This window comes from Roseinatronobacter domitianus (assembly GCF_023336755.1).
GTDB lineage: Bacteria > Pseudomonadota > Alphaproteobacteria > Rhodobacterales > Rhodobacteraceae > Roseinatronobacter > Roseinatronobacter domitianus.
In genome coordinates, this window is the sequence record NZ_JALZWP010000016.1 from 16,956 (window position 1) to 39,557 (window position 22,602).

Genomic DNA, 22,602 nt, shown 5'->3' on the forward strand with positions numbered 1-22,602 from the left:
CTAAACCTGTCGCGGTAATAGATGAGGGAGAGATACGCTTATGAAGGTTCTTGTGCCTGTAAAGCGCGTGATCGACTATAACGTGAAGGTCCGCGTCAAGGCGGATGGCAGCGGTGTCGATCTGGCAAACGTCAAGATGTCGATGAACCCGTTTGACGAAATCGCTGTCGAAGAGGCGATTCGCTTGAAGGAAAAAGGCGTTGTGACCGAAGTTGTCGCTGTGTCCATCGGCGTTAAACAGTCGCAGGAAACGCTGCGCACGGCGCTGGCGATGGGCGCGGATCGCGCGATCCTGATCGTCGCCGCCGACGATGTTCACACAGATATCGAGCCGCTGGCCGTGGCCAAACTGCTCAAGGGCGTGATCGACGCGGAAGAACCGGGCCTTGTTCTGTGTGGCAAGCAGGCGATCGACAATGACATGAACGCCACCGGGCAGATGCTGGGCGCGTTGACCGGCTGGGCACAGGCGACCTTCGCGTCGGAAGTGGCTGTTGATGGCGATCATGCCACTGTCACCCGCGAGGTTGATGGCGGCTTGCAGACCATCAAGGTCAAGCTGCCCGCGATCATCAGCGTTGATCTGCGCCTGAACGAGCCGCGCTACGCGTCGCTTCCGAACATCATGAAGGCCAAGAAAAAGCCTTTGGACGAAAAGACGCCCGCAGATTACGGCGTCGATGTCAGCCCGCGCCTGAGCGTGGTCAAGACCTCGGAACCCGCCGCGCGGGCTGCGGGCGTGAAGGTCGGCTCTGTTGATGAGCTGATGGCGAAACTCAAGGATGAAGCGGGGGTTATCTGATGGCTGTTCTACTTCTTGCCGAAATCACCGATGGCGCGCTGAACATGGACGCCACGTCCAAGGCCGCGACCGCCGCCAAGAAACTGGGCGATGTGACGGTGCTCTGCGCCGGTGCGCAAGCTGCTGATGCTGGCGCGCAAGCGGCAACCATCGACGGCGTGGCAAAAGTGCTGGTTGCAGAGGATGCCAGCCTTGGTCATCGACTGGCCGAACCCACCGCAGCGCTGATCGTCTCTTTGGCCGGTGACTACAGCCATATCGTGGCACCCTCGACCACCGATGCCAAGAACATCCTTCCGCGCGTCGCCGCGCTGTTGGACGTGATGGTGCTGTCGGATGTGACCGCCGTGGTCGATGCCGACACGTTCGAGCGCCCGATCTACGCGGGCAACGCGATCCAGACCGTCAAATCTTCCGATGCGACCAAGGTCATGACCATCCGCACCTCGACCTTCGAGGCGGCAGGGCAGGGCGGGTCCGCCCCGGTGGAAACTATCGGCGCCGCTGCAAACCCCGGCCTGTCAGAATGGGTCGAGGATAAGGTCGCAGAATCTGACCGTCCCGAACTGACCAGCGCCAAGGTGGTTGTGTCCGGTGGGCGCGGTGTCGGCTCTGAAGATGATTTCAAGATCATCGAAGGGCTGGCCGACAAACTGGGTGCCGCCGTAGGTGCGTCGCGCGCGGCTGTCGATTCGGGCTATGCGCCGAACGATTGGCAAGTGGGCCAGACCGGCAAAGTGGTGGCACCGGACCTGTATATCGCGGTCGGTATTTCGGGGGCAATCCAGCACCTTGCAGGCATGAAAGACAGCAAGATCATCGTTGCCATCAACAAGGATGAAGAAGCGCCGATTTTCCAGGTCGCCGATTACGGGCTGGTGGGCGATTTGTTCACGCTGGTGCCGGAATTGACTGGGAAGCTTTGACAGCTTTGCGTAGCACATGCGAAAGGGCGCCCGTTTTGGCGCCCTTTTTCGTGGCCCAACACGCCCGCTACATCTGCGTGTTCAGGTCTTTCAACAACCGACCATGCCGCCGCACTTCGGCCAACACATCGCCAAACGTGTCCAACCCCTTGGCCTGCAACATTGGCAGCAGTTTCAGGAATGCATCCGCCGTGGCCACCGTGTCACCAATGGCGGTGTGGCGGGCCTCTTCGGGGATGGTGATGCCCAGCCGCGCGGTCAGCGCATCCAGTGAATGCTGGTCCAACTGGCCATAAATCACCGCCGACAACAGCACCGTATCCAGCACCGGATGGTCGAACTGCACGCCGATATCTTTTTCGTGGCGGCGCAGAAATTCCATATCAAACGGCGCGTTATGTGCGATCAGCACCGCGCCACGGGCGAAGTCGTGGAACCGCTTGCCGGCCTCTGCCATGGAAGGCGCGCCTTTTACCATGTCTTCGGTTATGCCGTGCACATCGGTAGAGCTTTGCGGGATCGGCCTGCCCGGATCAACCAAAGTGTCGAACACCTCGCGCTGGACGCGGCGGCCATTGACCACGCGCACGGCGGCGATCTGCACGATCTCGTCAACCGATGGGGTGAGGCCCGTGGTTTCGGTGTCAAAAACCACATAGGTCAGGTCTACCAGCCGGCTTTCCAGCACGCCCGCATTGCGTTCTTTCGACAACAGGTCAAAATCATACACCACCTGACGTTCCAGCGGTGGCGGGCGGCGTGTGGCGCGGCGCGCTTGCGGGATGGGCAGGCGCACGGCGGCATGGCCATTCTGGCGCAGTTCTGTCCAGGCTTCGGTCATATGCGCCGACAGGACGGAGCGTGCGGTGACATCCGGCAAATCGGGGTCTATGCTGTCGGTCAGCCAACTGTCGAATTCACCGACCGGCAGGGGCGGGCCTTGCCAGATCAGATCCAGGATCGCGCCGGGGCCGTCCTCTTCACTCAGGACCAGACGGAAGGTCTTGGCGCGCTTGGTCTTGGCCAGCTTGTGCCCCAACCAGCGGAAGAACAGGGCCAGTTCGAACCCGTCACAGGTCAGCACAAGTTCCGGGCCTTCCGTGCTCAGGAACAAACCTTCGGCGGTGAATTGCGCTTCGATCCCGTCCAGCAGGTCGTTCGAGAGGGTGCGGGTCTGCGGGGACCACTCGCCGCGCGTGGCGTCATGGCGCGCACCCAGTTCGGTGATTGCGCTGGTCAGAGTTTGCACTTCGGCTTGCATCGCGTCTGTCAGGTCGGTTTCATGCGCCAGATCGGGGCTTTCGCTTAGAACGCCGATCACGGTTTGCAGGTTCGCGGCGGGGCGACGCACGCGGTCGAACACCTCTTGCAGCAGCGCTTCGCGCGCGGCATGTGCGGACAGGTCGGCGGTCACATCCCGCAAGGTCAGCACGAAACCGGGGCGGCGCGTGTTGTCGGTGCGGCGCAGCACGCGCATACGGCCCGACAACAGCCGCCCACTGGCGGTGGTGGCGCACATCAGGTCCGATACGGCGTCGGGGTCGTCCAGCTGCGACAGCCGGTCATAGGCGTGGCGCACTGGCCCTTCGCGCAGATAATCCAGCAGATTGCGGTCCAGACCGGGGGCCGCGCCGGCTTCCAGAATGGTCACCGCCTGCCCGTTGTAAAACGCGACCTGGTAATCGGCATTGCACAGCAACACGGCGACCGGCACATCGGCCAGCAGCTTTTCCAGCCGCGACTTTTCTGCCGAGAGACGCGCGGTTTCACGCGCAACGGATTCGGCCAGCGCCGAGCGTGTCTGTGCCAACGATGCGGTAATCGCCTCTGCCGCCGGGGCAAGGTCGCCCAGATAGCGCGCCTGCGCCGCTTCGCGTGCGAGGGGGCTTGCCACATCGGCATGGGCACGGCTGCGGATTGCAGTGGACAGACCGTCAATGGCGCGGGCCACGTTGGCATCGAACAGATACCAGATTCCGGTCACGATAAATAGGATCAGAAACCCTGCGATCAGACCTGCCTGCACCAACGGCTCTTCCAGACCGGGTTGCGGATTTCGTGACAAGGTCAGCCAACCACCCGCCACGATCGCGGCAATTCCGCCAATGGCGATCAGCGCGAAAAACAGCAGGACTCGCAACCGCAGCGACATCCGATCAAGCATCTTGCGCGCCCGCCGCGCCGGGTGCCATGGCCATCCGGTCGCTGCCGAGCATCCGCCGCACCTCGTCGCGCAGCACTTTCAACTCAAACGGTTTAGAGATGAACCCATCCGCGCCCATCGCCAGTCCCTTGCGCCGTTCCACAGCAGAGCCGCGTGCGGTCATCATCAGAATACGGACCCCATCGCAATCGGGGCGTGCCCGCACCCTCTGGCAGATTTCGTAGCCAGAGACCTCTGGAAGCATGACATCCAACAACACAAGGTCTGGTCTGCGTTTGCAGATCATGTCCACCGCGCCTGCGCCGGTGGCAAGGCGTGTTTGCGAATAGCCTTCGCGGGTCAGCAGGTAGTCAAGAGCAATGGCGATATTGTCCTCATCCTCGATCACCAATATCTCAGCCCTGCGCGCTTGATCCTCCATTGTCCTCTCCTCCTCCACAAGCGGTCGTCAGAAACGGGTCATCAGGCGCCATTCTGAACCAGTCCACGTCTTGCGGGATGCCCTCTTCATCCAGCACCGTGTTTTGGGTCAGGTCTGCGCGGCGCCCTCCCGCACAATCGAACATGGACTGGAACCCGAAGGTCAGCGCCCAGCGTTCTTTCAGGATAACCCCGGTCACGATGTAATCGGGGGTATTCGCGTTGGTCTGGCGAATGCGGTTATCAATCGCGATAATCCGCGTGGTCAAGGGCACAGCAAAGGTCCAAGGCCGATACCAGACGCGGTGTTCGTTGCGGCTGACGACTGTTACATCTTCGGGCAGCCCGGCCTCGAACCGGCCCGCCCAGCTATATTCCAGATAGATCACCATCAGCACCATGGCCGCGGCCGCGCCGAATGGCGCGGTCCAGTCGGGCAGGCGGCGCAGGGTCAGACGGTGCGCGATCAGGGCAATGCCAAAGCCTGCCACCCCCGCTACGACCACCGCGAAAAATTCTATAAACATGGATTGCGCCCTTTCAGCCCAATGTGCCTGCAAGCTGCCCCGCGGCAGATTGCATGGTGCGCACGACGACGAAGGCGTCGCGCAGGTGGCTGCGCTCGAAATCGGACAGGTCCGATGGCGCGAGGAAGTTGTCGGGTTTGCGACCCATACGCACCAGCGTAGCCTGGTTTTCCAGTCGCAGGTCGGCGATCAGATCGTAAGCCTCGATCAGATCACGCGCGCCAGAGACGGATATGATCCCGAGCTCTTCGGCGGCCAGCAGCCGCGCGCGGGTGTTTACCGCCGGGATTCGCCCGCGCAGCGCATAGACGCGCGCAAGATCGGTGATCGGCACAACGCCGCCCAGTTTCATATCGACATGGTTCTTGTGTTCGCCAGAGCGGATGGTGGCAAAGCCGCGCAGCAGCCCAAGGGGCGGCGCGTGCTTGATGGAGTTCGACACCATATGCGCCACGAAAATCGAGTTCTTGCTGGCGGCTTCCAGCGTTTCCGCCTGCAAGTCACGAAACAGGCTGACTTGCCCGCCGATAGGGCGCAGGTCGAACATGACAGAGGCCAGCATCTGCGCTTCGGTCGAGGGCGTGTTGATCCAGCCTTGGAAATAGCGCCGCCAGACAGAGACGGGTTGGCACCAGCGCGGGTTCGTGGCCATCATATCGCCGGGGCAATAGAAATAACCCGCCGCATCCAGCCCGTCGCTGACATAGCGCGCCAGCTTGGTGAAATAGGCCATATCCTCGGGCGTGGCGCTATCGTCGATAATCAGGCAGTTATCCTGATCGCTGACGCCGGTTTGTTCTTGCCGTCCCTGACTGCCGCATGCGGCCCACAGATAGGGCACGGGCGCGGGGCCGAATTCGTCTTCGGCCATGCGCAACAGGCGGCGGGTGACGGTGTCGGCAATATCGGTAATCAGCCGTGTCACCACATCATGTGCATTATGCGCGCCGACAAGCTGCGTCAGCAGTTGCGGTATACGGGCGGTTACGTCGGCAAGGCCCGCGTAGTCTTTCGCATTTGCCGCGTCGCGCACCAGTTGGGCCGAGCTGATCGCCTGAAAGCGTGTCAGGTCGGTTTGGGTAATCATGCCCACCAGCTTGCCGCCGCGCGTGACCGGCACATGGCCGATGCGGTGTTCCAGCATCATGTGCAGAATGTCGGACCCCAGCGCGCTGGGGTCGAGCGCCATGGGATCGCGGGTCATGAATTCGGACAGTGGTGTGTCGGGGCTACGCCCTTCGGCCAGAACTTTGCCCGACAGGTCGCGCGTGGTGACAATACCCACCAACCGCTCGCCCTCGACCACAGGAAGGCAGGAAATGCGATACTCGCGCAACAGCTTGGCGGCGTCTTGCGCGGTGGTGTCGGGGCTGGCGCTGCGCGGGTTACGCACCATCAGATCGGCCACTTTCAACGTGGCAAGGTCATTCTGGCGGCCCAGTTTGTTTTGGCCCTGACCGCGGCTGAAAAACCGTTCAAACGCCGGGAAATTGGCGATCAGGTGGCGCAATTCGCCGCCGGGCAGTTGCAGCAAAACCGTGTCGGATGTGGTGGTTGCGGTGGTGGCCGCGCGCCCGTCGCGCAGCAGCCCGCGCTCGCCAAAGGAATTGCGCGGGTTCAGGATGGACACAAGCGCGCCATGGGTGTCCGTCACTTCCACAGTGCCAGACTTGACCAGCCAGACGCCGCCAATGGGTTCACCTTCGGTATAGATGACGGTGCCGGTGGGGTATTCGATGCGGCTGAAGGAATTGGCGACGCGCGTCAATTCGTCAAGCGGCAACGTGTCATACGGGTGCACCGATTGCAGGAAGTCCAGAACCTTGGGGCTGAGATCGGGCATATGATGTTTCCGGGGTTTGGGGTGGCCTGCCCCCGTAACACGGGGACAGGCCGGTGTCTTTGCGCCAGATCAGTGAGCGACAGCGCCGCCAGCACCTTTCGGAACGCGGATGCCTTCGACCATTTCCTGAATCTCTGCCGGTGCATCGCCCGTCATCTTGTTGACGATGAAAGCAGCGGTGAAGTTCAGGGCAGCGCCTACAGCACCGAAGCTCAGCGGCGAGATGCCGAAGATCCAGTTGTCAGGCGTGTTGGCCAGCATGTTGGTGCCGGGGATGAAGAACCAGCCCAGGTAGGTGAAGATGTAGAGCACGGTCGAGCCGAGACCCACGATCATCCCTGCAACAGCGCCCGCCGAGTTCATCTTCTTGCTGAAGATACCCATCATGATGGCCGGGAACAGCGAGCTTGCTGCCAGACCGAAGGCCAGTGCCACGGTTTGCGCCGCAAACCCCGGAGGATTCAAGCCCAGATAGGTTGCCAGCGCAATGGCGAAGGCCATCGAGATGCGGGCGGCCATCAGCTCTCCCTTTTCCGAGATGGAGGGGTTGAGCATGGACTTGATCAGGTCATGGCTGATGGCGGACGAGATTGCCAGCAACAGACCTGCTGCCGTGGACAATGCCGCTGCCAGACCGCCAGCCGCGATCAGACCAATCACCCAGCCCGGAAGCTGTGCAATTTCCGGGTTGGCAAGCACCAGGATGTCACGGTTGAAGGTGACCATCTCGTTGCCGGCCCAGCCCAGACCTTCAGCGAAGGCAGGTGCGTTGGCGTCGTTGTAATACTGGATGAAGCCGTCGCCGTTCTTGTCTTCGAACGCCAGAAGACCAGTGTTCTCCCAGTTTATCATCCAGTCCGGCTTGTCAGCATAGGCCAGCGGCTGTTCCTGCACACCGTTCGGGAAGATGGTGGTGATGATGTTCAGGCGTGCCATGGCACCAACAGCAGGTGCAACGGTATACAGCAGCGCGATGAAAACCAGCGCCCAACCTGCCGATTTACGCGCATCCGACACTTTCGGAACGGTAAAGAAGCGGATGATGACGTGCGGCAGACCCGCGGTGCCGATCATCAGCGACAGGGTGAACAGCACCATGTTGAAGGTCGAGCCATGGTTGCCGGTGTAGTCGTTGAAGCCCAGTTCGACGAGAACCTCGTTCAAGGTTGTCAACAGCGGCTGGCCCGACCCGGTATGGGTTGCGAACAGGCCCAACTGCGGCAGAGGGTTGCCGGTCAGTTGCAGCGAGATGAAGATCGCCGGGATGGTGTAGGCGATAATCAGCACGACATACTGCGCAAGCTGCGTGTAGGTGATGCCCTTCATGCCGCCCAGAACCGAATAGGCAAACACAACTGCGGCTGCGATCAGCAGGCCGGTCGTGTTGTCCACTTCCAGAAAGCGCGAGAAGGCCACGCCTGCACCGGTCATCTGGCCGATAACATAGGTGATCGAGGCGACCAGAAGCGAGATGATGGCCAGCGTGCGTGCGGTTTGGCTGTAGTAGCGGTCGCCGATGAAATCAGGCACGGTGAAACGGCCGAACTTGCGCAGATAAGGCGCCAGCAGCATGGCCAGAAGCACATAACCGCCCGTCCAACCCATCAGGAAGGTCGAGTTGCCGTAGCCCACGAAGGCGATCAGGCCCGCCATCGAGATGAACGAAGCCGCCGACATCCAGTCAGCGGCCGTGGCAGCCCCGTTGACGATGGGATTTACCCCACGCGAAGCGGCATAGAAGTCAGAGGTCGACCCGGCGCGCGCCCAGATCGCGATCCCGATATAGAGCGCGAATGACGCGCCCACGAAGATAAGGTTGATTAGAAATTGATCCATTGCTCAGGTATCCCTTATTCTTCCACGTCAAACTCTTTATCGAGCTTGTTCATGTAAGAGGTGTAGTAAAAAATGAGCACGATAAAGGTCAGGATCGAGCCTTGCTGCGCGAACCAGAACCCAAGATCGGTGCCCCCGACCGGAATACCCGACAGAAGCGGGCGTAGAATGATAGCGAACCCAAAGGACACCAACGCCCAGATTACCAAGCTGATGCTGATAATTCTGAGGTTGGCGGACCAATAGGCGCCTCTCGACTTGTCTGACATTGTGACGTCTCCCAGTTTCCTCCTGCGCCTGCCCCATGATTGAGGCAAGCATCCTCACTTTGTCCGGCTCTGCCGCGCAGTGGCGGCAGGGGACCGGCGGCAAGTCCGACCTCTCCTTGATCGTCTTGCACTTTTCGGCACCCGAAAGTGCCAAGCCCGGTTGCCCGGAACCCTTAATCCGCGACCGATGACACGATGGCGGACATTTCTTTCGCGATCCCGTCGATCTCGCCCATGGCGTCGACATGGCGCAGAGCGCCTTTCGCGTGGTAATACCCAATCAACGGCGAGGTTTTCTTGTAATATTCCATCAAGCGCAGCTTGAGGCTGTCTTCGTTATCGTCGGCGCGCACGGGCTGGCCTGCGGCTTTCGCTTCTTCGGCGCGGTTCAGGATGCGCTTGACCAGAACCTCGTCATCCACCTCCATCGCGACGACGGCATCAAGGCGCTGACCCGACTTTTCCAACAATGCGCCCAGCGCATCGGCCTGCGCCAAGGTGCGTGGGAACCCGTCGAAAATGAACCCATCGGCCTTGACGGTGGTCAGTTGTTCTTCGATCAGGCCGATTACGATGTCATCGGTGACAAGCTCACCCTTGTCCATGACATCTGCCACGCGCTTGCCCATTTCGGTCCCAGAGGTCCGGGCCGCGCGCAGCATGTCGCCAGTCGACAGTTGAACCATGTTGCGCGACGTCGCCAGACGTTGCGCTTGCGTGCCTTTGCCAGCCCCCGGAGGGCCAAGCAAAATGACGTTCACGGGACGGGTTTGTGTTTCAGTCGTCATAGACTCAGCCTCGGTTCATGCGGTTTTCGATCAGGTCATCGACCACCGACGGGTCGGCCAGTGTCGAGGTGTCACCCAAAGCGCCATAGTCGTTCTCTGCGATTTTGCGCAGAATGCGGCGCATAATCTTACCCGAACGGGTTTTCGGCAGGCCGGGCGCCCATTGAATCAGATCAGGGCTGGCGATAGGGCCGATTTCGGTGCGGACCCATTTGACCAGCTCTTTGCGCAGCTCATCCGTGGGCTCTACATTGTTCATCAGGGTGACATAGGCGTAGATGCCCTGACCCTTGATGTCATGCGGGTAGCCCACCACAGCGGCTTCGGCCACGGTTTCATGCGCCACCAGCGCCGATTCCACTTCTGCCGTGCCCATGCGGTGCCCGGACACGTTGATTACGTCATCGACGCGGCCTGTGATCCAGTAATCACCATCGGCATCACGGCGGCAGCCGTCGCCGGTGAAATAGTAACCCCTATACTGGCTGAAATAGGTTTCCATGAAGCGTTCATGGTCGCCCCAGACGGTGCGCATCTGCCCCGGCCAGCTATCTTTCACGCACAGAACACCTTCGGCGGCGGTGTCGGTCTGCACCTCGGCGGTGGCCGGGTCCAGCACTTCCAGTTGCACGCCAAAGAACGGCTTGGTGGCAGCCCCTGGCTTGGCGGGTGTCGCGCCGGGCAGGGCGGTGACCATGTGGCCGCCGGTTTCGGTCTGCCAGAACGTATCGACAATCGGGCATTTGCCCTTGCCGACATGAGTGTTGTACCAGTTCCACGCTTCGGGGTTAATGGGTTCGCCCACCGACCCTAGCAGCTTGAGCGACGACAGATCGTGCTTTTCAACCCATTCCGGCCCTTGCCCCATCAGCGCGCGGATGGCGGTGGGGGCGGTGTAGAATTGGTTGACCTTGTGCTTGGCGCAAACTTCCCAGAACCGGCCCGCATCGGGGTAGGTCGGCACCCCCTCGAACATGATCGTGGTCGCGCCATTGGCCAGCGGACCATACACGATGTAGCTATGGCCCGTGACCCAACCCACATCGGCGGTGCACCAGAAGATGTCGCCATCGTGGTAATCGAAGGTCAGTTCCTGCGTCATCGCGGCATAAACCAAGTAGCCGCCCGATGTATGCACCACACCTTTGGGCCGCCCGGTGGAGCCGGAAGTGTATAGGATGAACAGCGGATCTTCTGCGCCAACCTCTTCGGGCGGGCAATCGGTGCTGGCGTCGGCCATCATGGCTTTCACGTCCAGATCGCGCCCCTCGATCCATGTGGTCTGGTCGCCCGTGTGCTTGACGACAAAACACTTCACCTTGTCCGAGCAATCGAACAGCGCCTTGTCGGTGTTCGACTTCAGCGCGGTGCGACGCCCGCCGCGTGGGGCGGTGTCGGCGGTGATGACGGCCACTGCGCCACAATCGTTGATGCGGTTGGCCAATGCGTCGGGCGAGAACCCGGCGAAAACGATGGAATGGATCGCGCCAATGCGCGCGCAAGCCAGCATGGCATAGGCCGCTTCGGGGATCATCGGCAGGTAGATGATGACGCGGTCGCCTTTGCCGATACCCTGCGCCTTGAAGACGTTGGCCATACGGCTGACTTCGTCTTTCAGTTCCGCGTAGCTGATATGGCGGGCAGGCGTCTTGGGATCATCGGGCTCCCAGATGATCGCGGTCTGGTCGCCGCGCGTGGCAACGTGGCGGTCAACGCAATTGGCAGCAACATTCAGCGTGCCATCTTCAAACCATTTAATGTCTACCTTGCCGAACTCGAAATTGGTGTTCTTCACTTTGGTGAACGGCTTGATCCAGTCGATGCGTTTGCCATGCTCGGCCCAGAATGCGTCCGGGTCGGATACGGATGCGGCATACATTTCTTCGTATTGCGCCGCGTTCACATGCGCATTGGCAATGAATTCGTCGGATGCCGGGTAGGTCTGTGACATGAATGCTCCTCCAGTCGTGGGGAGCATGGTTGCGCATCATCGCGCCTGTGCCCCCCTGTCGTGGTGATGCGACGCAAAGCTGCGGCACCACCTTTCCCCGTGGCTGGTATAACGCATTCGTCAACAAAAGTGTAACTTTTTTTGAAATAAGGATTTTTTTGTAAAAAAATTCACAAATTATCGGTCAAAAATGTAAATAAATTTGCGCTGCGGTGCAGAGACCTCAAGAAAACAAGGCTTTTTCAAGGCAGCGTTAAATGGCACGATCCCGGTGATTGCGCTACCGGAAAACGATCTGCCCGGTAGATGCGCCCGGCAGGGTGAGCGAAATAATCGTAAAGCCAGCGGGTAAATTGCGCAGGAAACTGATTCGCGCGTTTCGAATCAGACGTGCTTGCCGACGGTCCAGCCGGTTTCGCCCAGCCGTTCCTCGCCCTTTGCGCGGGGTAGGTCTTCCAGCGCAGAGCCCATCGAGTCGTTCCACCGGTTCAGGAACCCGAACAGGGCGATAACGCCCATGATCTCGACAAGCTCTCCTTCGGGCCAATGCGCGCGCAAGGCGGCATGGTGGTCGTCAGTGACGGCATTGGGCACCTGCGTCGCGGCATGGGCAAAGGCCAGCGCGGCTTTTTCAGCGTCGGAAAAATGCGGGCTGTCGGCAAAGTTCCACACATCGTTCAACCTTGCCTCGGATGCGCCGAAGCGTTCGGACGCCAAGATCATATGTGCCTGACAATACATGCAGCCCGATGCGAACGAACTGACATAGCCCAGAAGCCGCTTGAATTCCGGGGTAACGCCCGCGTTGCTGGTCATCACCGCCATGTTCAAAGCGGTAAAGGCACGGGCGATGTCGGGGCGGTGCGCCATGGTGCGCACCGAATTGGGGATCACGCCCAGCGGCCCTTTGAAGAACTGCACTTCGGCGCGCAGAGCAGGGTCCATCTGGTCTTCGGTCAGCGGCGGAACAAGTGGCATGGGCGGACTCCGGTTGTAAGTGTCCGCCCAATAGGCGCGATGCCGCCGTGCTTTTCAAGCTTTTACAGCGGGCGGTCTACCCGCACCGTGACCACAGCGCGTCCGCGCGTGGCCGCGGGCCAGCGCAGGTTCACCCTGTCACTGTTCGGGCCTTGCGTGATCTCGACATAAGGCATCTCATAGCGCGTTGCGTTGGATGCGTCTTGCGCGCGCCCCTCCATCACCACGGACGACACCGTGCGCGCCCAACCGCCGAAGGGCAGCTTGTCGCCGGTATCGACAACCCATGTCGTTGCATCGGTGTTCTGGTCATGCAGGACCACGCAGGGGCTTTCGGTTGGATAATCGACACCGTTATAGGCATTGTTGTCGAAAATCACGTTGCGGAACCGGGTATAATCCAGCGAGCCGAAGGTGGTATCCACCGCATCTACCCGGTCAATCCGGTTGCCCACGGTGCGAAACACGTTGCCCGATACATGTAGCCCTTGCACGAATTGGCCAGACCCAAGCGGGCGCAGCACGATCCAGTTGAACCAGGGCGCGACGCCGCTGGCAATGAAGATATTGCCGGTTACAGTCAGCCCGCCGAACGAAAACCCGCCGCTGAAATTCGGTTCTGGTGCGTATTCGTTCGACAGTTCGATAAAGCAGTTGTCGATATAGTTGCCGGTGATCGTGGTTTTCAGGTTCACATCGGTCAACACGAGCCCGGCTTGGCGGATGCCCTGCGCTTCGTCATCGCCCGCAAAGAAATGATTGCCGGTGATGATATGGCCGGTCCCGCCCATGACACCGAAATGCGCCCAAAGCACCGCCCGGTTGTTGCGGATCTTGGCATCGTTATTGTTGGTGTTGAACGCAATCACGGTGCGGTCCTGCGCCCGCAGGGGCATCTGCGAACTGGCGAACTGGCAGCGATCCACCGTCAAGCCCTGACACCCGCGCCCGATAGACGTGATGCCCCGGTCCTTGGGCCGGTCGAAATCGCAATCTGTGAAGCGCGTGATGCTGCCACCCTCGGGCAACATGACAGCAGAGGCACGGCCCCGGCACAGAAACTCGATATCGCGGCATTCGAAATTCGACAGGTTCGAGAAGCCTGAACAGTCCAGCAGATACTGGTAGCGTTCGAAGGTAAAATTCTGCGTGCCCGCGCCGCCATGTAAAGGCTGGGACAGGGTCAGTGTGCCCGCAGCGGTGTTGCGCGCTCGGACATAGATCTCGCGCCCCACACCCACACCGGACAGGCGAGCACCGACCGGAATGCCCGCGACATTGCTGATTCCGCTCAGCAAGAATGGGTTGGCCGGGTTATAGGTTGCGACGCGCGTGGTGGTTACAGTGTCCCAGTTGCCCACATCGGCGGCGCGCAACTGGCCGTTCTGAAGCACAAGATGCACATTGGCGTTGTCGAAGCCGACCAAGCTGCGCAGGTCGATGGGCGCGGTCAGGTTGACACGACCGCCCATCATGTCGAAGGCGATATGCTGGTTGGTGTAAAAGAGCGCCTGCAAGCCTTTGCGAAACCCGGCCACATCATTGCCAAGCGCCGCTTCATACGCGGGCAGGGTGAAGTCGTGATGCAGGATCAGCAACGCGCTGTCGGGCATGACCAATGTGCCGCGAAAGGTGACGGGGCCGGGGATGGTCAGGTCGCTGTCGATGCGGAACGTCCCTTCGGGCACCAGCAGTCGGCGCGTACCCGCCGCCGAAATGGCGGCAAGGAAGGCTGCGTGGTCATCTGTCGTGCCATCGCCCTTGGCGCCGTAATCCAGCACATCGACCACCCCCAGAAGGTCGGCGCTGTAGGCATTCGTGACATCTTCGATGATGATGTCGTCAATGCGGATAATGCCACCGGTTGGCCCCGTCAGGTTCAGCCCGAAATGCGCACGCCGCGCGTCGGTGTTCCAGACCATATCCACGCCCGCGCGTGCGCCTGTGCCGATTATGGCAGAGATCTCGACGATCTCGCCATAGCTGGTCAGCGCGGTCGCAGGGCCGGTCGCCGGCAGCGCCGTCAGTTCCGTGCCGCCCTGGTTGCCGACCCATGCGGCTACCGCCACATCCGGGAAGACCCCCGCCATGCCCTTGACCCGCGCCCGCACCCGCAGATAGGCACCTGGTGTAATGGGCAATTCCACCATCCAGCGCAGGCGGGTTGTGGCGCTGACCTTTTGCACCTCAAGGCAGCCGTCGAAATCCGGGTCGGACGGAACGAAAGCCGCGAAGGCTGCGCTGTCATAGGTCGGTGTGCCCGGCCTGCCGGTGGTCTGGGACCAGACATCCAGCCCGGCAGCGAAAGGGGAGGGCATCAGGTCCAGCCCTTGGGTAACGGCCATGTTCATGCGGACGATCCTTCTTGGTTGTTCCACGCAAGGGCACAAGCGCACGCGACGGGCGGCAACTCGGCCAGATGGAACAGGGATAATCCAAAGCCATTAAACTCGGGTCAGGGCAGCGTGCGCTGCGCGCCTTAGCGAAACACCATCAGCGCCGACAGGGCCAGCAATGCGGCCATGAACCGCATGAATATTTTCCACCGCAGCGGAGAGGACAAAAGCGTGGTCAGAAGCGCGCCCGCGCTTGTCCAGAACAGGCAGACAAAAAGGTTAACGCTGCTGAAGGCCGTTGCCAGTCGTGCCGATTCCAGCACCGGACCCATCCCCGCGCCATAGCCCGCAGAGGCCGCGAAAGCGACCGCCCAAACCTTGGGGTTGATCCATTGGAACAGCACCGCTTGCCACAAGGTCATGGGTTGCCCGTCATCCTTGGTTTCGGTGGCAGGGCGGCGGGTGGCGTTGAAATAGTTCCACGCCATATACAGGATCCATGCGGCGGCAAGTGACCGAAGCACCAGCCCCAGTGCCGGGTTGGCAAGGATCAGCGCGCCGACACCAAGGCCCGTTACCGCGCCGATCACGCCCACGCCCAATACCACGCCGAACAAATGGGGCAGACTGCGCCGGAACCCGAAGCGCGCGCCGGACGCGGTCAGCATGATGACATTCGGCCCCGGCGAGAACAGGCCAATGAACATGAAGCTATAGAGCAGCGGGTCGAAGAACATCTGTGTGCCTTGTCATAAAAAGCCCCGGCACGTTGCTGCGCCGGGGATCATAGTTAATACGTTAAGGAAGCGGCTTCTAGCCTCCGCCAAGCATGAAGCTTGGAAACCACAGCACGATGGACGGGAAGGCCACACACAGCATCAACCCGAAAGCCTGTAGGCCCACGAAGGGAACGATGCCCTTGTAGATGTCCTGAATGCGCACCTCGGGCGGGGCAACCCCCTTCATGTAGAACAGCGCAAATCCGAAGGGCGGTGTCAGGAAGCTGGTTTGCAAGTTCACCGCGACCAATATCAGGAACCAGATGATGATCGGCTGGCTGACCCCATCCCATGCGCCCACATGGTCGCCGAAATCCAGCAGACCCACGATGGGGGCGAAGATCGGCAGCACGATCAGCGTGATCTCGATCCAGTCGAAGAAGAAGCCTAGCAAGAACACCATCAGCAGCAGCACGATGAGGATGGACCATGGTCCAGCGCTGGTTGCGTTGATGAAGTCAACGATGAGCGCCTCGCCGCCGAGGGATTTGAACACAAAGGCAAAAGCCGTCGCACCGACGAAGATGCCGAACAGCATGGCCACCGTCAGGGCAGAGCGTTTGCAGACCTCGACGAAGTTTGCCCATGTCAGTTGCCGGTTGAAAGCGGCGAGCAAGATCGACCCAAACGCGCCGACGCCTGCGGCTTCGGTCGGCGTGGCGAACCCGAGGAAGATGGACCCCAGCACACACAGGATCAGGAAGATTGGCGGTAGGAAGCTGCGGAACATCATCGCCCAGAATTCGGTCCGTGTGGACGGGCCCATATCGTCATCCATAGGGGGCGCAAGCTGTGGCTTGAACCGGCACAGCACCAGAAGGTAGACGAAATATAAAGCTGCCAACAGCAGACCCGGCATCAGCGCTGCGATGAACACCGTTCCCACTGGCACCGACAACAGGTCAGACATAATGACCAGCATGATCGAGGGCGGGATCAGAATACCCAATGTGCCAGAGGATGCGATCGTCCCTGTGGCAAGCGGCATCGAATAGCCCGCTTTCATCATGACCGGCAGCGCCATCAGTGTAATCATCACCACGGACGCGCCGATGATACCGGTGGTGGCCGCCATGATCGTGCCCATCAGCGTGACCGACAAGGCCAGACCGCCGGGCACACGGCGCAGCATGACCTGCAAGGCAAACAGCAGGTCGCGCGCGGCGCCGGATTTTTCCAGCATGGTGCCCATGAAGGTAAACATGGGTATGGCCACAAGGACCAGACTTTCCATTGTCCCGCCATAGATACGCAGCGGGATCAGCGTCAGTTGTTGCAGCCGGAATGTGCCCGCCAAGTCGCCCAGAACAGCGAACAGAAGTGCGATGCCGCCAAGAATGAAGGCCACCGGGTACCCGCTGAACAGCAGCATCGCCAGTGCCGCGAACATCACAAGCGGCAAGTATTCGATCAGGAATTCCATTTTCTCTGTTTCTCCGCTCAGGCGTGTTTCGCGTCGGCAGGGGTGTCATCATCCTCTGCGGGGGCGGGGTTCTGGTGACTATGGGCATAGTAGTTGCTGCGCGCGCGCAGGCTGGGAGGGCCGAACAGGTAGACCGCACATTTCAGCGCCACGGACATGCCCGCCAGCGCGATCAACGCAAAGCCGAACGGCAGCATCCCCTTGATGATAAAGCGGTTCGGCAAACCCGTGGTCGCAGCAGAGCTTTCTCCGATAGTCCAAGACCGCATCGCGTTTTCAATGCCGAATTTCATGACCACATAGCAATATGGAACCATGAACAGGATACAGCCCAGAAATTCTATCCAGACACGGGTGCGCGGTTTCATCGTATCGCGGACCAGCTCGATGCGCACATGCCCATCCTGAATATACCCATAACCCAGCACCATCAGAAACAGCGTGGCGTGCAAGTGCCATTCCATTTCCTGCACGCGGGTAGAGCTGAAGAATTTATACCATTCAGTATTCGTCAAGCTTGAGTCGTAGCCAAGATACTGGCGCTGTGTCACGTCATACATGATTGCGAAAATCAATGCGCTGAACAGCACCACGGCAGAGGTAACGCCAACACGATTCAAGAACTTGGCCAACCCGTCGCTGGCGGCCAGCATGTTTTGGAAAAACAAAAGCCGACCGCGGGCCATACCGAATATCAAAATGGCCAGCAGCAGCGCAGTCAGGGCAAACATCAGGTAAATCGCATAGGGCGAGAACGCCTCATAATATGCGAGTAATTCTGCTGCTTCTTGATCGTCGCGTCGTGCCAGGCGGCTTAACCCGTTGAATTCGCGTGTGCTCAGCGAGAAGGGCTGCGCGAACATAACCGCAAACCAGCCTAGCACGGTCGCTCCGGCAATGGTGCCGGGGTTGCCTTGCAAAATGACTGCCCCGATGAGCGCGCCAATCAGAACCGCCAGCGTGGGTAGGATGTCAGTAGAGCTAGCGGGCAGAACGCTTAGCCAGAACGCTGCGGCAAGCGCCAGCATGGCCAACGCGGTTCCGGTCAGTTCCCTGAGTGCCATCGGACTTCTCCGTCAATAGTGTGAAAAAGCCGCGCATCCCGTGACGGGTATGCGCGGCAGTGGGCTGGCCTTTATGGCCAGCCCGAAGCTGGCTTATTTCAGGAAGCCCAAGTCACCCCAGATCGCGTAATCTTCGCGGAACTGTGAGTAGCTTTCATAGACACGGGCGAAATCCGGGTCGGCCGCAGATTCTTCTGCAACGACCTCTTCCCAAGCGGCTTCCAGAGCGGCAAGCAACTCGTCAGAGAGTGTGTTCAGGCTGACGCCGTTTTCGACCAGTTGCTGCAGGGCGCTGAACTGAAGGTATTCACCTTCCGCAAGACCATACGCAAGGTTCGCGTCGCACACGGTTTCGATCTTGAACTGCGTGCTTTCGTCCAGGCCTTCCCACAGATCGAGGTTGATGAGAAGGTCATAGAAGGTCGACTGCTGGTGCCAGCCCGGGAAGTAATACTGGCTGGCAACCTGATAGAAGCCAGAGCTGAGGTCCACGGCAGGCATAGAGAACTCTGTCGCGTCAATGGTGCCCAGTTCCAGCGCCGGGAAGATGTCGCCACCGGCCAGAAGCTGTGTGGACACGCCCATCTTTTCCATGACCTTCGCGCCCAGACCGAAGAAACGCATGGTCAAGCCTTGCAGGTCTTCGGGGCTGTTGATCGGCTCACGGAACCAGCCAGCCGCCTCTGGTGCGGTCACAGCACAGGGAAGCGATTTAATGTTGTGGCGCTCATAAAGCTCGGTGAGGAACTCCTGACCACCGCCAAACTTCATCCATGCCAGGTATTCACCAGCCTGCGGGCCGAAGGGCACTGCGGCCAGAAGCTGAAGCGCGGGCACACGGCCAGCCCAGTAGCCAGGGTTCGACCAGCCAGCCTCGACAGCGCCGGTGCCGACAGCGTCAAAGGCTTCAAAGGCGGGAACGATCGCGCCCGGCTCTTGAAACGCCACTTCGATCTCGCCATCAGTGATTTTCGTTATCTGTTCTGCGACGCGTTTGCCCATCGTCCCCAGCTGGGTCAACGAACCCGGAAAGGTCGATTGCATGTTCCAGGTTTCCGCCTGCGCAGTTCCGGCGATCAGACCAGCGCAAAGCGCGGTCGTGGTCAAAAATCTTTTCATTTATGGTTCTCCTCCACCGTTGGTTTTTTTGTGTCTCTATCCAGTCCCGGACGGCACACAAGGTCAAGCAGAGAGTGCTTTGGCGGGTAATTTTCTTGCGCAAATGACCGCAAGTCTATGCCTCACCATGTCTCCCCCACTTACTTGGTAAAATGAATTTACCAATTTAAGCAAGAAAAAAATCCCTGTCGTGGCATGTCGCGGAAATGTTAGCGCCCACGCCCGGAACATTCTGTATCTTGCGGAATGACTTGGATGAATTGACGTGACCCGCGTCGCGCGGCATGGTCAGCCCATGAATTTTGGCTCTATTACCCGTTCGCCCATCCCCTATGACCCCGAATCGGGGCGCGAAGCTGTTGCGGCCTTGCCGGGGTTGCCTGCGGATATGGCTGGCTTGATTGCGGGTGCCGCCGGGTGCAGCCCTTATCTGAAGGCACTTATGTTGCGCGAACGCGACTGGCTGAAAGGTGCGCTGACCCGCGATCCTGCGGTGGCGTGCGCAGAAGAGCTTGACAGTTTGTCGGATTGCAAATTGCCCGACCTATCGGCCCGCCTGCGCCGCGCCAAACGGCGCATAGCCCTGCTATCGGCGCTGGCCGATCTGGGCGGTGTATGGTCGCTGGAACAAGTGACCGGCGCCCTCACCGATCTGGCCGACCGTGCCACGCATACCGCGCTGATAGCCCTTGTGGCCGACGAAATTCGCCGCCGCAAATTGCCCGGAAAATCCGATGCAGATGCGGCCAGCGGCGCGGGCATGGTGGTGCTGGCCATGGGCAAGATGGGCGCGCGCGAGCTGAATTATTCCTCTGATATTGACCTGATCTGCCTGTTCGATGAAACCGGCTTTGCCCCCGATGACTATCATGACGCCCGCGCGTCTTTCATCCGCGTGACCCGCAAGATGTATGGCCTATTGTCGGACCTGACCGCCGATGGCTATGTCTTTCGCACCGATCTGCGCCTGCGACCCGATCCGTCCGTCACGCCCGTCTGCCTGTCGATGGATGCCGCCGAGCGCTATTACGAAAGCCTTGGCCGCACCTGGGAACGCGCCGCTTATATCAAGGCGCGCCCCTGCGCCGGTGATCTGGCGGCTGGCGCGCGGTTTCTGGACACGTTGCGCCCCTTCGTCTGGCGTCGTCATCTGGATTTCGCAGCGATTCAGGACGCGCATGACATGCGTTTGCGGATCAAGGCGCATAAGGGTCTTGGTGGCGCGCTGTGTCTGGATGGGCACGACCTGAAACTGGGGCAAGGCGGCATCCGCGAGATCGAGTTCTTTACCCAGACCCGCCAGCTTATTGCAGGCGGCCGTGACCCGGACTTGCGCAGCCCGCGCACGGTCGAAGGGTTGGCCGCACTTGCCGCAAAGGGGTGGATTCCGCCGGACGTGGCCGAAAAGCTGACCGCGCATTACACAGAACACCGCGAAATCGAACATCGCTTGCAAATGGTGCAGGACGCCCAGACCCAGACCCTGCCCACCCGGCCAGAGGAAATGGACCGGATCGCCCGCTTTTGCGGATTGGAAGATACCGGGGCGTTCCGCGATCGCTTGCTGACGCGGTTGCAAGATGTGTCCTCGCTGACCGAAGGCTTCTTCGCGCCAGACACCAGTGCTTGCGCTGAGCCAGAGCTGTCTGACCATGCCGCCGATATCGTTGCAGGCTGGCTGGCCTATCCGGCGTTGCGCTCTGACCGTGCCAAAGAGATATTCAAACGTATGCGGCCCAAGCTGTTGACCCAGCTTTACAAGGCCGCCGATCCCGAAGCGGCCTTGGCCCAGTTCGACCGCTTTCTGGGCGGGCTTCCGGCGGGGGTGCAGGTATTTTCCCTGTTCGACGCCAACCCTCAGCTTATCGACCTGATCGTCGATATCTGCACCACGTCGCCCCGGCTGGCCGCGTACCTGTCCCGCAATGCAGCGGTGTTCGACGCCGTCATCGGCGGTGATTTCTTCGCGCCATGGCCCGGCACAGCGGCGCTGCGCGCCGATCTTGCCACACGGCTGGATCAGAGCGACGATTACGAACGTCAGTTGGACGCTGCCCGCATCTGGGCGCGCGAATGGCATTTCCGCGTGGGTGTGCATCATCTGCGCGGGTTGATCGACGCGTTTCAGGCCGGTGCGGAATACGCCTCGCTGGCAGAGGCCGTGCTGAGCGCGCTCTGGCCAGTGGTGCAGGCCGAATTCGCCCGCAAACATGGGGTGGTTGCGGGGCGCGGCGCGGTTGTGCTGGGTATGGGGTCTCTTGGGGCGGGGCGGCTGAATGCGGCCTCTGACCTGGACCTGATCGTGATTTATGACGCCGACACCGATGCGCAATCCGATGGTCGCCGACCGCTTGATGCGCGCAGCTATTATGCCCGCCTGACCAAGGCGTTCCTGACCGCCATCAGCGCGCCCACCGCCGAAGGGCGGCTTTACGAGGTCGATATGCGGCTGCGGCCGTCGGGGCGGCAAGGCCCGGTTGCGACCAGCTTGCCAGCATTCGAAGCTTACCAGCAGACAGAGGCCTGGACATGGGAACATCTGGCCCTCACCCGCGCGCGGCATGTTGCGGGCAGTCCAGAGGTCGCCGCTGCCGTGGAACAGGTGCGCCGCATAATTCTGGCCGCGAAATCGACCGGCGCGACCCTCCAGCAGGACGTAAGCGACATGCGCGCGCGGCTGGCACAGGCCAAGCCCGCCCATGGGCTGTGGGATGCCAAATCCGGGCCGGGCAGACTGATGGATATCGAACTAGCAGCGCAATTCTGCGCGCTTGCCGCAGGTCATCACACCCGCCGGGTAGAGGCACAATTTCAGGCCGGCCAACGTGCCGGTATCATCGACAAGGCAACAGAAGCGTCTTTCCTGGACGCCTACCGCTTATGCTGGAACATGCAGGCGACCGGACGGCTGTTGGCTGACAGTATTCCGGACCTTGCGGCGATTGGCGAAACCGGTCAGAACCTGATTTTACGCGCGGCCGGGGCCCCCAGCGTCAACGAGCTGACCGAAATGCTCCACAGCCGCGCCGACGCCGCCGCCACGCAATTCGACCTCCTTCTCTCGCAACCGGAACCACAACCATGACCGACCCCAAGGGCCTGATCCGCGAAAGCTACCGCATCGACGGGATCACCGATGCCGAGTGCCGTTCCATCCTGATCGACTGGGCGCTTAGCCTGCCCGACGGGCAGGATCAGAAAACGGCGCTCTCCGACCAGCTTGCGCTGAACGCGGCACAAAATCCCGACCACCCAATGACCGCGCTCCTGCGCGAGGGGCTGGAAACCGCGCCCAAACGGTCAGGCCGTCGCAAGCGCGGCTGAAGTCATCCTTGCTAAAATATCCTGGGGTGAAACCAGCCCCGGCAGGGGGCTGG

General features: G+C 60.6%; 18 protein-coding genes. 4 read left to right on the plus strand and 14 right to left on the minus strand.

Annotation, left to right across the window (positions count from 1 at the left end; all coding sequences use genetic code 11):
- Positions 1–40: 40 nt before the first annotated feature.
- Both M3N55_RS13610 and M3N55_RS13615 read left to right on the plus strand, forming a co-directional pair.
- Positions 41–802, plus strand: coding sequence for an electron transfer flavoprotein subunit beta/FixA family protein (locus M3N55_RS13610; protein ID WP_249059997.1), 762 nt, complete (start codon positions 41–43; stop codon positions 800–802).
- The gene (locus tag M3N55_RS13615; RefSeq protein WP_249059998.1) at positions 802–1,728 is read left to right on the plus strand and encodes an electron transfer flavoprotein subunit alpha/FixB family protein; all 927 of its coding nucleotides are present in this window, start codon (positions 802–804) and stop codon (positions 1,726–1,728) included. Before M3N55_RS13610 ends, M3N55_RS13615 begins: the two co-directional genes overlap by 1 nt.
- Before the next feature lie 67 nt (positions 1,729–1,795).
- On the opposite strand, the gene M3N55_RS13620 is transcribed toward M3N55_RS13615, so the two are convergent.
- The 14 genes from M3N55_RS13620 to M3N55_RS13685 form a co-directional block, all read right to left on the minus strand.
- Positions 1,796–3,892: a 3'-5' exonuclease gene (locus M3N55_RS13620; RefSeq protein WP_249059999.1), complete on the minus strand. Its 2,097-nt coding sequence runs from the start codon at positions 3,890–3,892 to the stop codon at positions 1,796–1,798.
- A complete protein-coding gene (locus M3N55_RS13625; RefSeq protein ID WP_249060000.1) occupies positions 3,885–4,313 on the minus strand; it encodes a response regulator transcription factor in 429 nt (142 codons plus the stop codon). Before M3N55_RS13625 ends, M3N55_RS13620 begins: the two co-directional genes overlap by 8 nt.
- A complete protein-coding gene (locus M3N55_RS13630; RefSeq protein WP_249060001.1) occupies positions 4,288–4,839 on the minus strand; it encodes a hypothetical protein in 552 nt (183 codons plus the stop codon). Before M3N55_RS13630 ends, M3N55_RS13625 begins: the two co-directional genes overlap by 26 nt.
- A 13-nt stretch (positions 4,840–4,852) precedes the next feature.
- The gene (locus M3N55_RS13635) at positions 4,853–6,682 is read right to left on the minus strand and encodes a DUF294 nucleotidyltransferase-like domain-containing protein (RefSeq protein ID WP_249060002.1); all 1,830 of its coding nucleotides are present in this window, start codon (positions 6,680–6,682) and stop codon (positions 4,853–4,855) included.
- A gap of 69 nt (positions 6,683–6,751) precedes the next feature.
- On the minus strand, positions 6,752–8,518 hold the full coding sequence (locus M3N55_RS13640; protein ID WP_249060004.1) for a sodium:solute symporter family protein: 1,767 nt from the start codon (positions 8,516–8,518) through the stop codon (positions 6,752–6,754).
- A 14-nt stretch (positions 8,519–8,532) separates the two neighbouring features.
- Positions 8,533–8,787, minus strand: a complete 255-nt coding sequence (locus M3N55_RS13645; RefSeq protein WP_249060007.1) for a DUF4212 domain-containing protein — start codon at positions 8,785–8,787, stop codon at positions 8,533–8,535.
- 173 nt (positions 8,788–8,960) lie between these two features.
- Complete coding sequence (locus M3N55_RS13650; protein WP_283163980.1) at positions 8,961–9,575, minus strand: adenylate kinase; 615 nt, start codon at positions 9,573–9,575, stop codon at positions 8,961–8,963.
- A 4-nt stretch (positions 9,576–9,579) separates the two neighbouring features.
- Positions 9,580–11,526: an acetate--CoA ligase gene (gene acs, locus M3N55_RS13655; protein WP_249060008.1), complete on the minus strand. Its 1,947-nt coding sequence runs from the start codon at positions 11,524–11,526 to the stop codon at positions 9,580–9,582.
- Positions 11,527–11,910: 384 nt separating this feature from the next.
- Positions 11,911–12,504: a carboxymuconolactone decarboxylase family protein gene (locus M3N55_RS13660; protein WP_249060010.1), complete on the minus strand. Its 594-nt coding sequence runs from the start codon at positions 12,502–12,504 to the stop codon at positions 11,911–11,913.
- Positions 12,505–12,566: 62 nt separating this feature from the next.
- Positions 12,567–14,855, minus strand: a complete 2,289-nt coding sequence (locus M3N55_RS13665; protein ID WP_249060012.1) for a glycoside hydrolase family 55 protein — start codon at positions 14,853–14,855, stop codon at positions 12,567–12,569.
- Between the two features lie 128 nt (positions 14,856–14,983).
- Positions 14,984–15,577 (minus strand): LysE family translocator, encoded by a 594-nt coding sequence (locus tag M3N55_RS13670; protein WP_249060014.1) that lies wholly within the window; start codon positions 15,575–15,577, stop codon positions 14,984–14,986.
- Between the two features lie 76 nt (positions 15,578–15,653).
- Complete coding sequence (locus M3N55_RS13675) at positions 15,654–17,042, minus strand: TRAP transporter large permease (RefSeq protein WP_249060016.1); 1,389 nt, start codon at positions 17,040–17,042, stop codon at positions 15,654–15,656.
- Between the two features lie 17 nt (positions 17,043–17,059).
- Positions 17,060–18,106 (minus strand): TRAP transporter small permease subunit, encoded by a 1,047-nt coding sequence (locus tag M3N55_RS13680; protein ID WP_249060018.1) that lies wholly within the window; start codon positions 18,104–18,106, stop codon positions 17,060–17,062.
- 93 nt (positions 18,107–18,199) lie between these two features.
- Positions 18,200–19,225 (minus strand): TRAP transporter substrate-binding protein, encoded by a 1,026-nt coding sequence (locus M3N55_RS13685; protein WP_249060020.1) that lies wholly within the window; start codon positions 19,223–19,225, stop codon positions 18,200–18,202.
- 295 nt (positions 19,226–19,520) lie between these two features.
- Here M3N55_RS13685 and glnE point away from each other — a divergent pair, with 295 nt between their 5' ends.
- Positions 19,521–22,310: a bifunctional [glutamate--ammonia ligase]-adenylyl-L-tyrosine phosphorylase/[glutamate--ammonia-ligase] adenylyltransferase gene (gene glnE / locus M3N55_RS13690; RefSeq protein ID WP_249060063.1), complete on the plus strand. Its 2,790-nt coding sequence runs from the start codon at positions 19,521–19,523 to the stop codon at positions 22,308–22,310.
- A complete protein-coding gene (locus tag M3N55_RS13695; protein ID WP_249060022.1) occupies positions 22,307–22,549 on the plus strand; it encodes a hypothetical protein in 243 nt (80 codons plus the stop codon). The genes glnE and M3N55_RS13695 overlap by 4 nt, the downstream gene beginning before the upstream one ends.
- Positions 22,550–22,602 lie beyond the last annotated feature (53 nt).

Coding starts and splice junctions, on each gene's coding strand:
- M3N55_RS13610 (WP_249059997.1), top strand. CDS start 41: ATGAAGGTTCTTGTGCCTGTAAAGCGCGTGATCGACTATAACGTGAAG.
- M3N55_RS13615 (WP_249059998.1), top strand. CDS start 802: ATGGCTGTTCTACTTCTTGCCGAAATCACCGATGGCGCGCTGAACATG.
- M3N55_RS13620 (WP_249059999.1), bottom strand. CDS start 3,892: ATGCTTGATCGGATGTCGCTGCGGTTGCGAGTCCTGCTGTTTTTCGCG.
- M3N55_RS13625 (WP_249060000.1), bottom strand. CDS start 4,313: ATGGAGGATCAAGCGCGCAGGGCTGAGATATTGGTGATCGAGGATGAG.
- M3N55_RS13630 (WP_249060001.1), bottom strand. CDS start 4,839: ATGTTTATAGAATTTTTCGCGGTGGTCGTAGCGGGGGTGGCAGGCTTT.
- M3N55_RS13635 (WP_249060002.1), bottom strand. CDS start 6,682: ATGCCCGATCTCAGCCCCAAGGTTCTGGACTTCCTGCAATCGGTGCAC.
- M3N55_RS13640 (WP_249060004.1), bottom strand. CDS start 8,518: ATGGATCAATTTCTAATCAACCTTATCTTCGTGGGCGCGTCATTCGCG.
- M3N55_RS13645 (WP_249060007.1), bottom strand. CDS start 8,787: ATGTCAGACAAGTCGAGAGGCGCCTATTGGTCCGCCAACCTCAGAATT.
- M3N55_RS13650 (WP_283163980.1), bottom strand. CDS start 9,575: ATGACGACTGAAACACAAACCCGTCCCGTGAACGTCATTTTGCTTGGC.
- acs (WP_249060008.1), bottom strand. CDS start 11,526: ATGTCACAGACCTACCCGGCATCCGACGAATTCATTGCCAATGCGCAT.
- M3N55_RS13660 (WP_249060010.1), bottom strand. CDS start 12,504: ATGCCACTTGTTCCGCCGCTGACCGAAGACCAGATGGACCCTGCTCTG.
- M3N55_RS13665 (WP_249060012.1), bottom strand. CDS start 14,855: ATGAACATGGCCGTTACCCAAGGGCTGGACCTGATGCCCTCCCCTTTC.
- M3N55_RS13670 (WP_249060014.1), bottom strand. CDS start 15,577: ATGTTCTTCGACCCGCTGCTCTATAGCTTCATGTTCATTGGCCTGTTC.
- M3N55_RS13675 (WP_249060016.1), bottom strand. CDS start 17,042: ATGGAATTCCTGATCGAATACTTGCCGCTTGTGATGTTCGCGGCACTG.
- M3N55_RS13680 (WP_249060018.1), bottom strand. CDS start 18,106: ATGGCACTCAGGGAACTGACCGGAACCGCGTTGGCCATGCTGGCGCTT.
- M3N55_RS13685 (WP_249060020.1), bottom strand. CDS start 19,225: ATGAAAAGATTTTTGACCACGACCGCGCTTTGCGCTGGTCTGATCGCC.
- glnE (WP_249060063.1), top strand. CDS start 19,521: ATGAATTTTGGCTCTATTACCCGTTCGCCCATCCCCTATGACCCCGAA.
- M3N55_RS13695 (WP_249060022.1), top strand. CDS start 22,307: ATGACCGACCCCAAGGGCCTGATCCGCGAAAGCTACCGCATCGACGGG.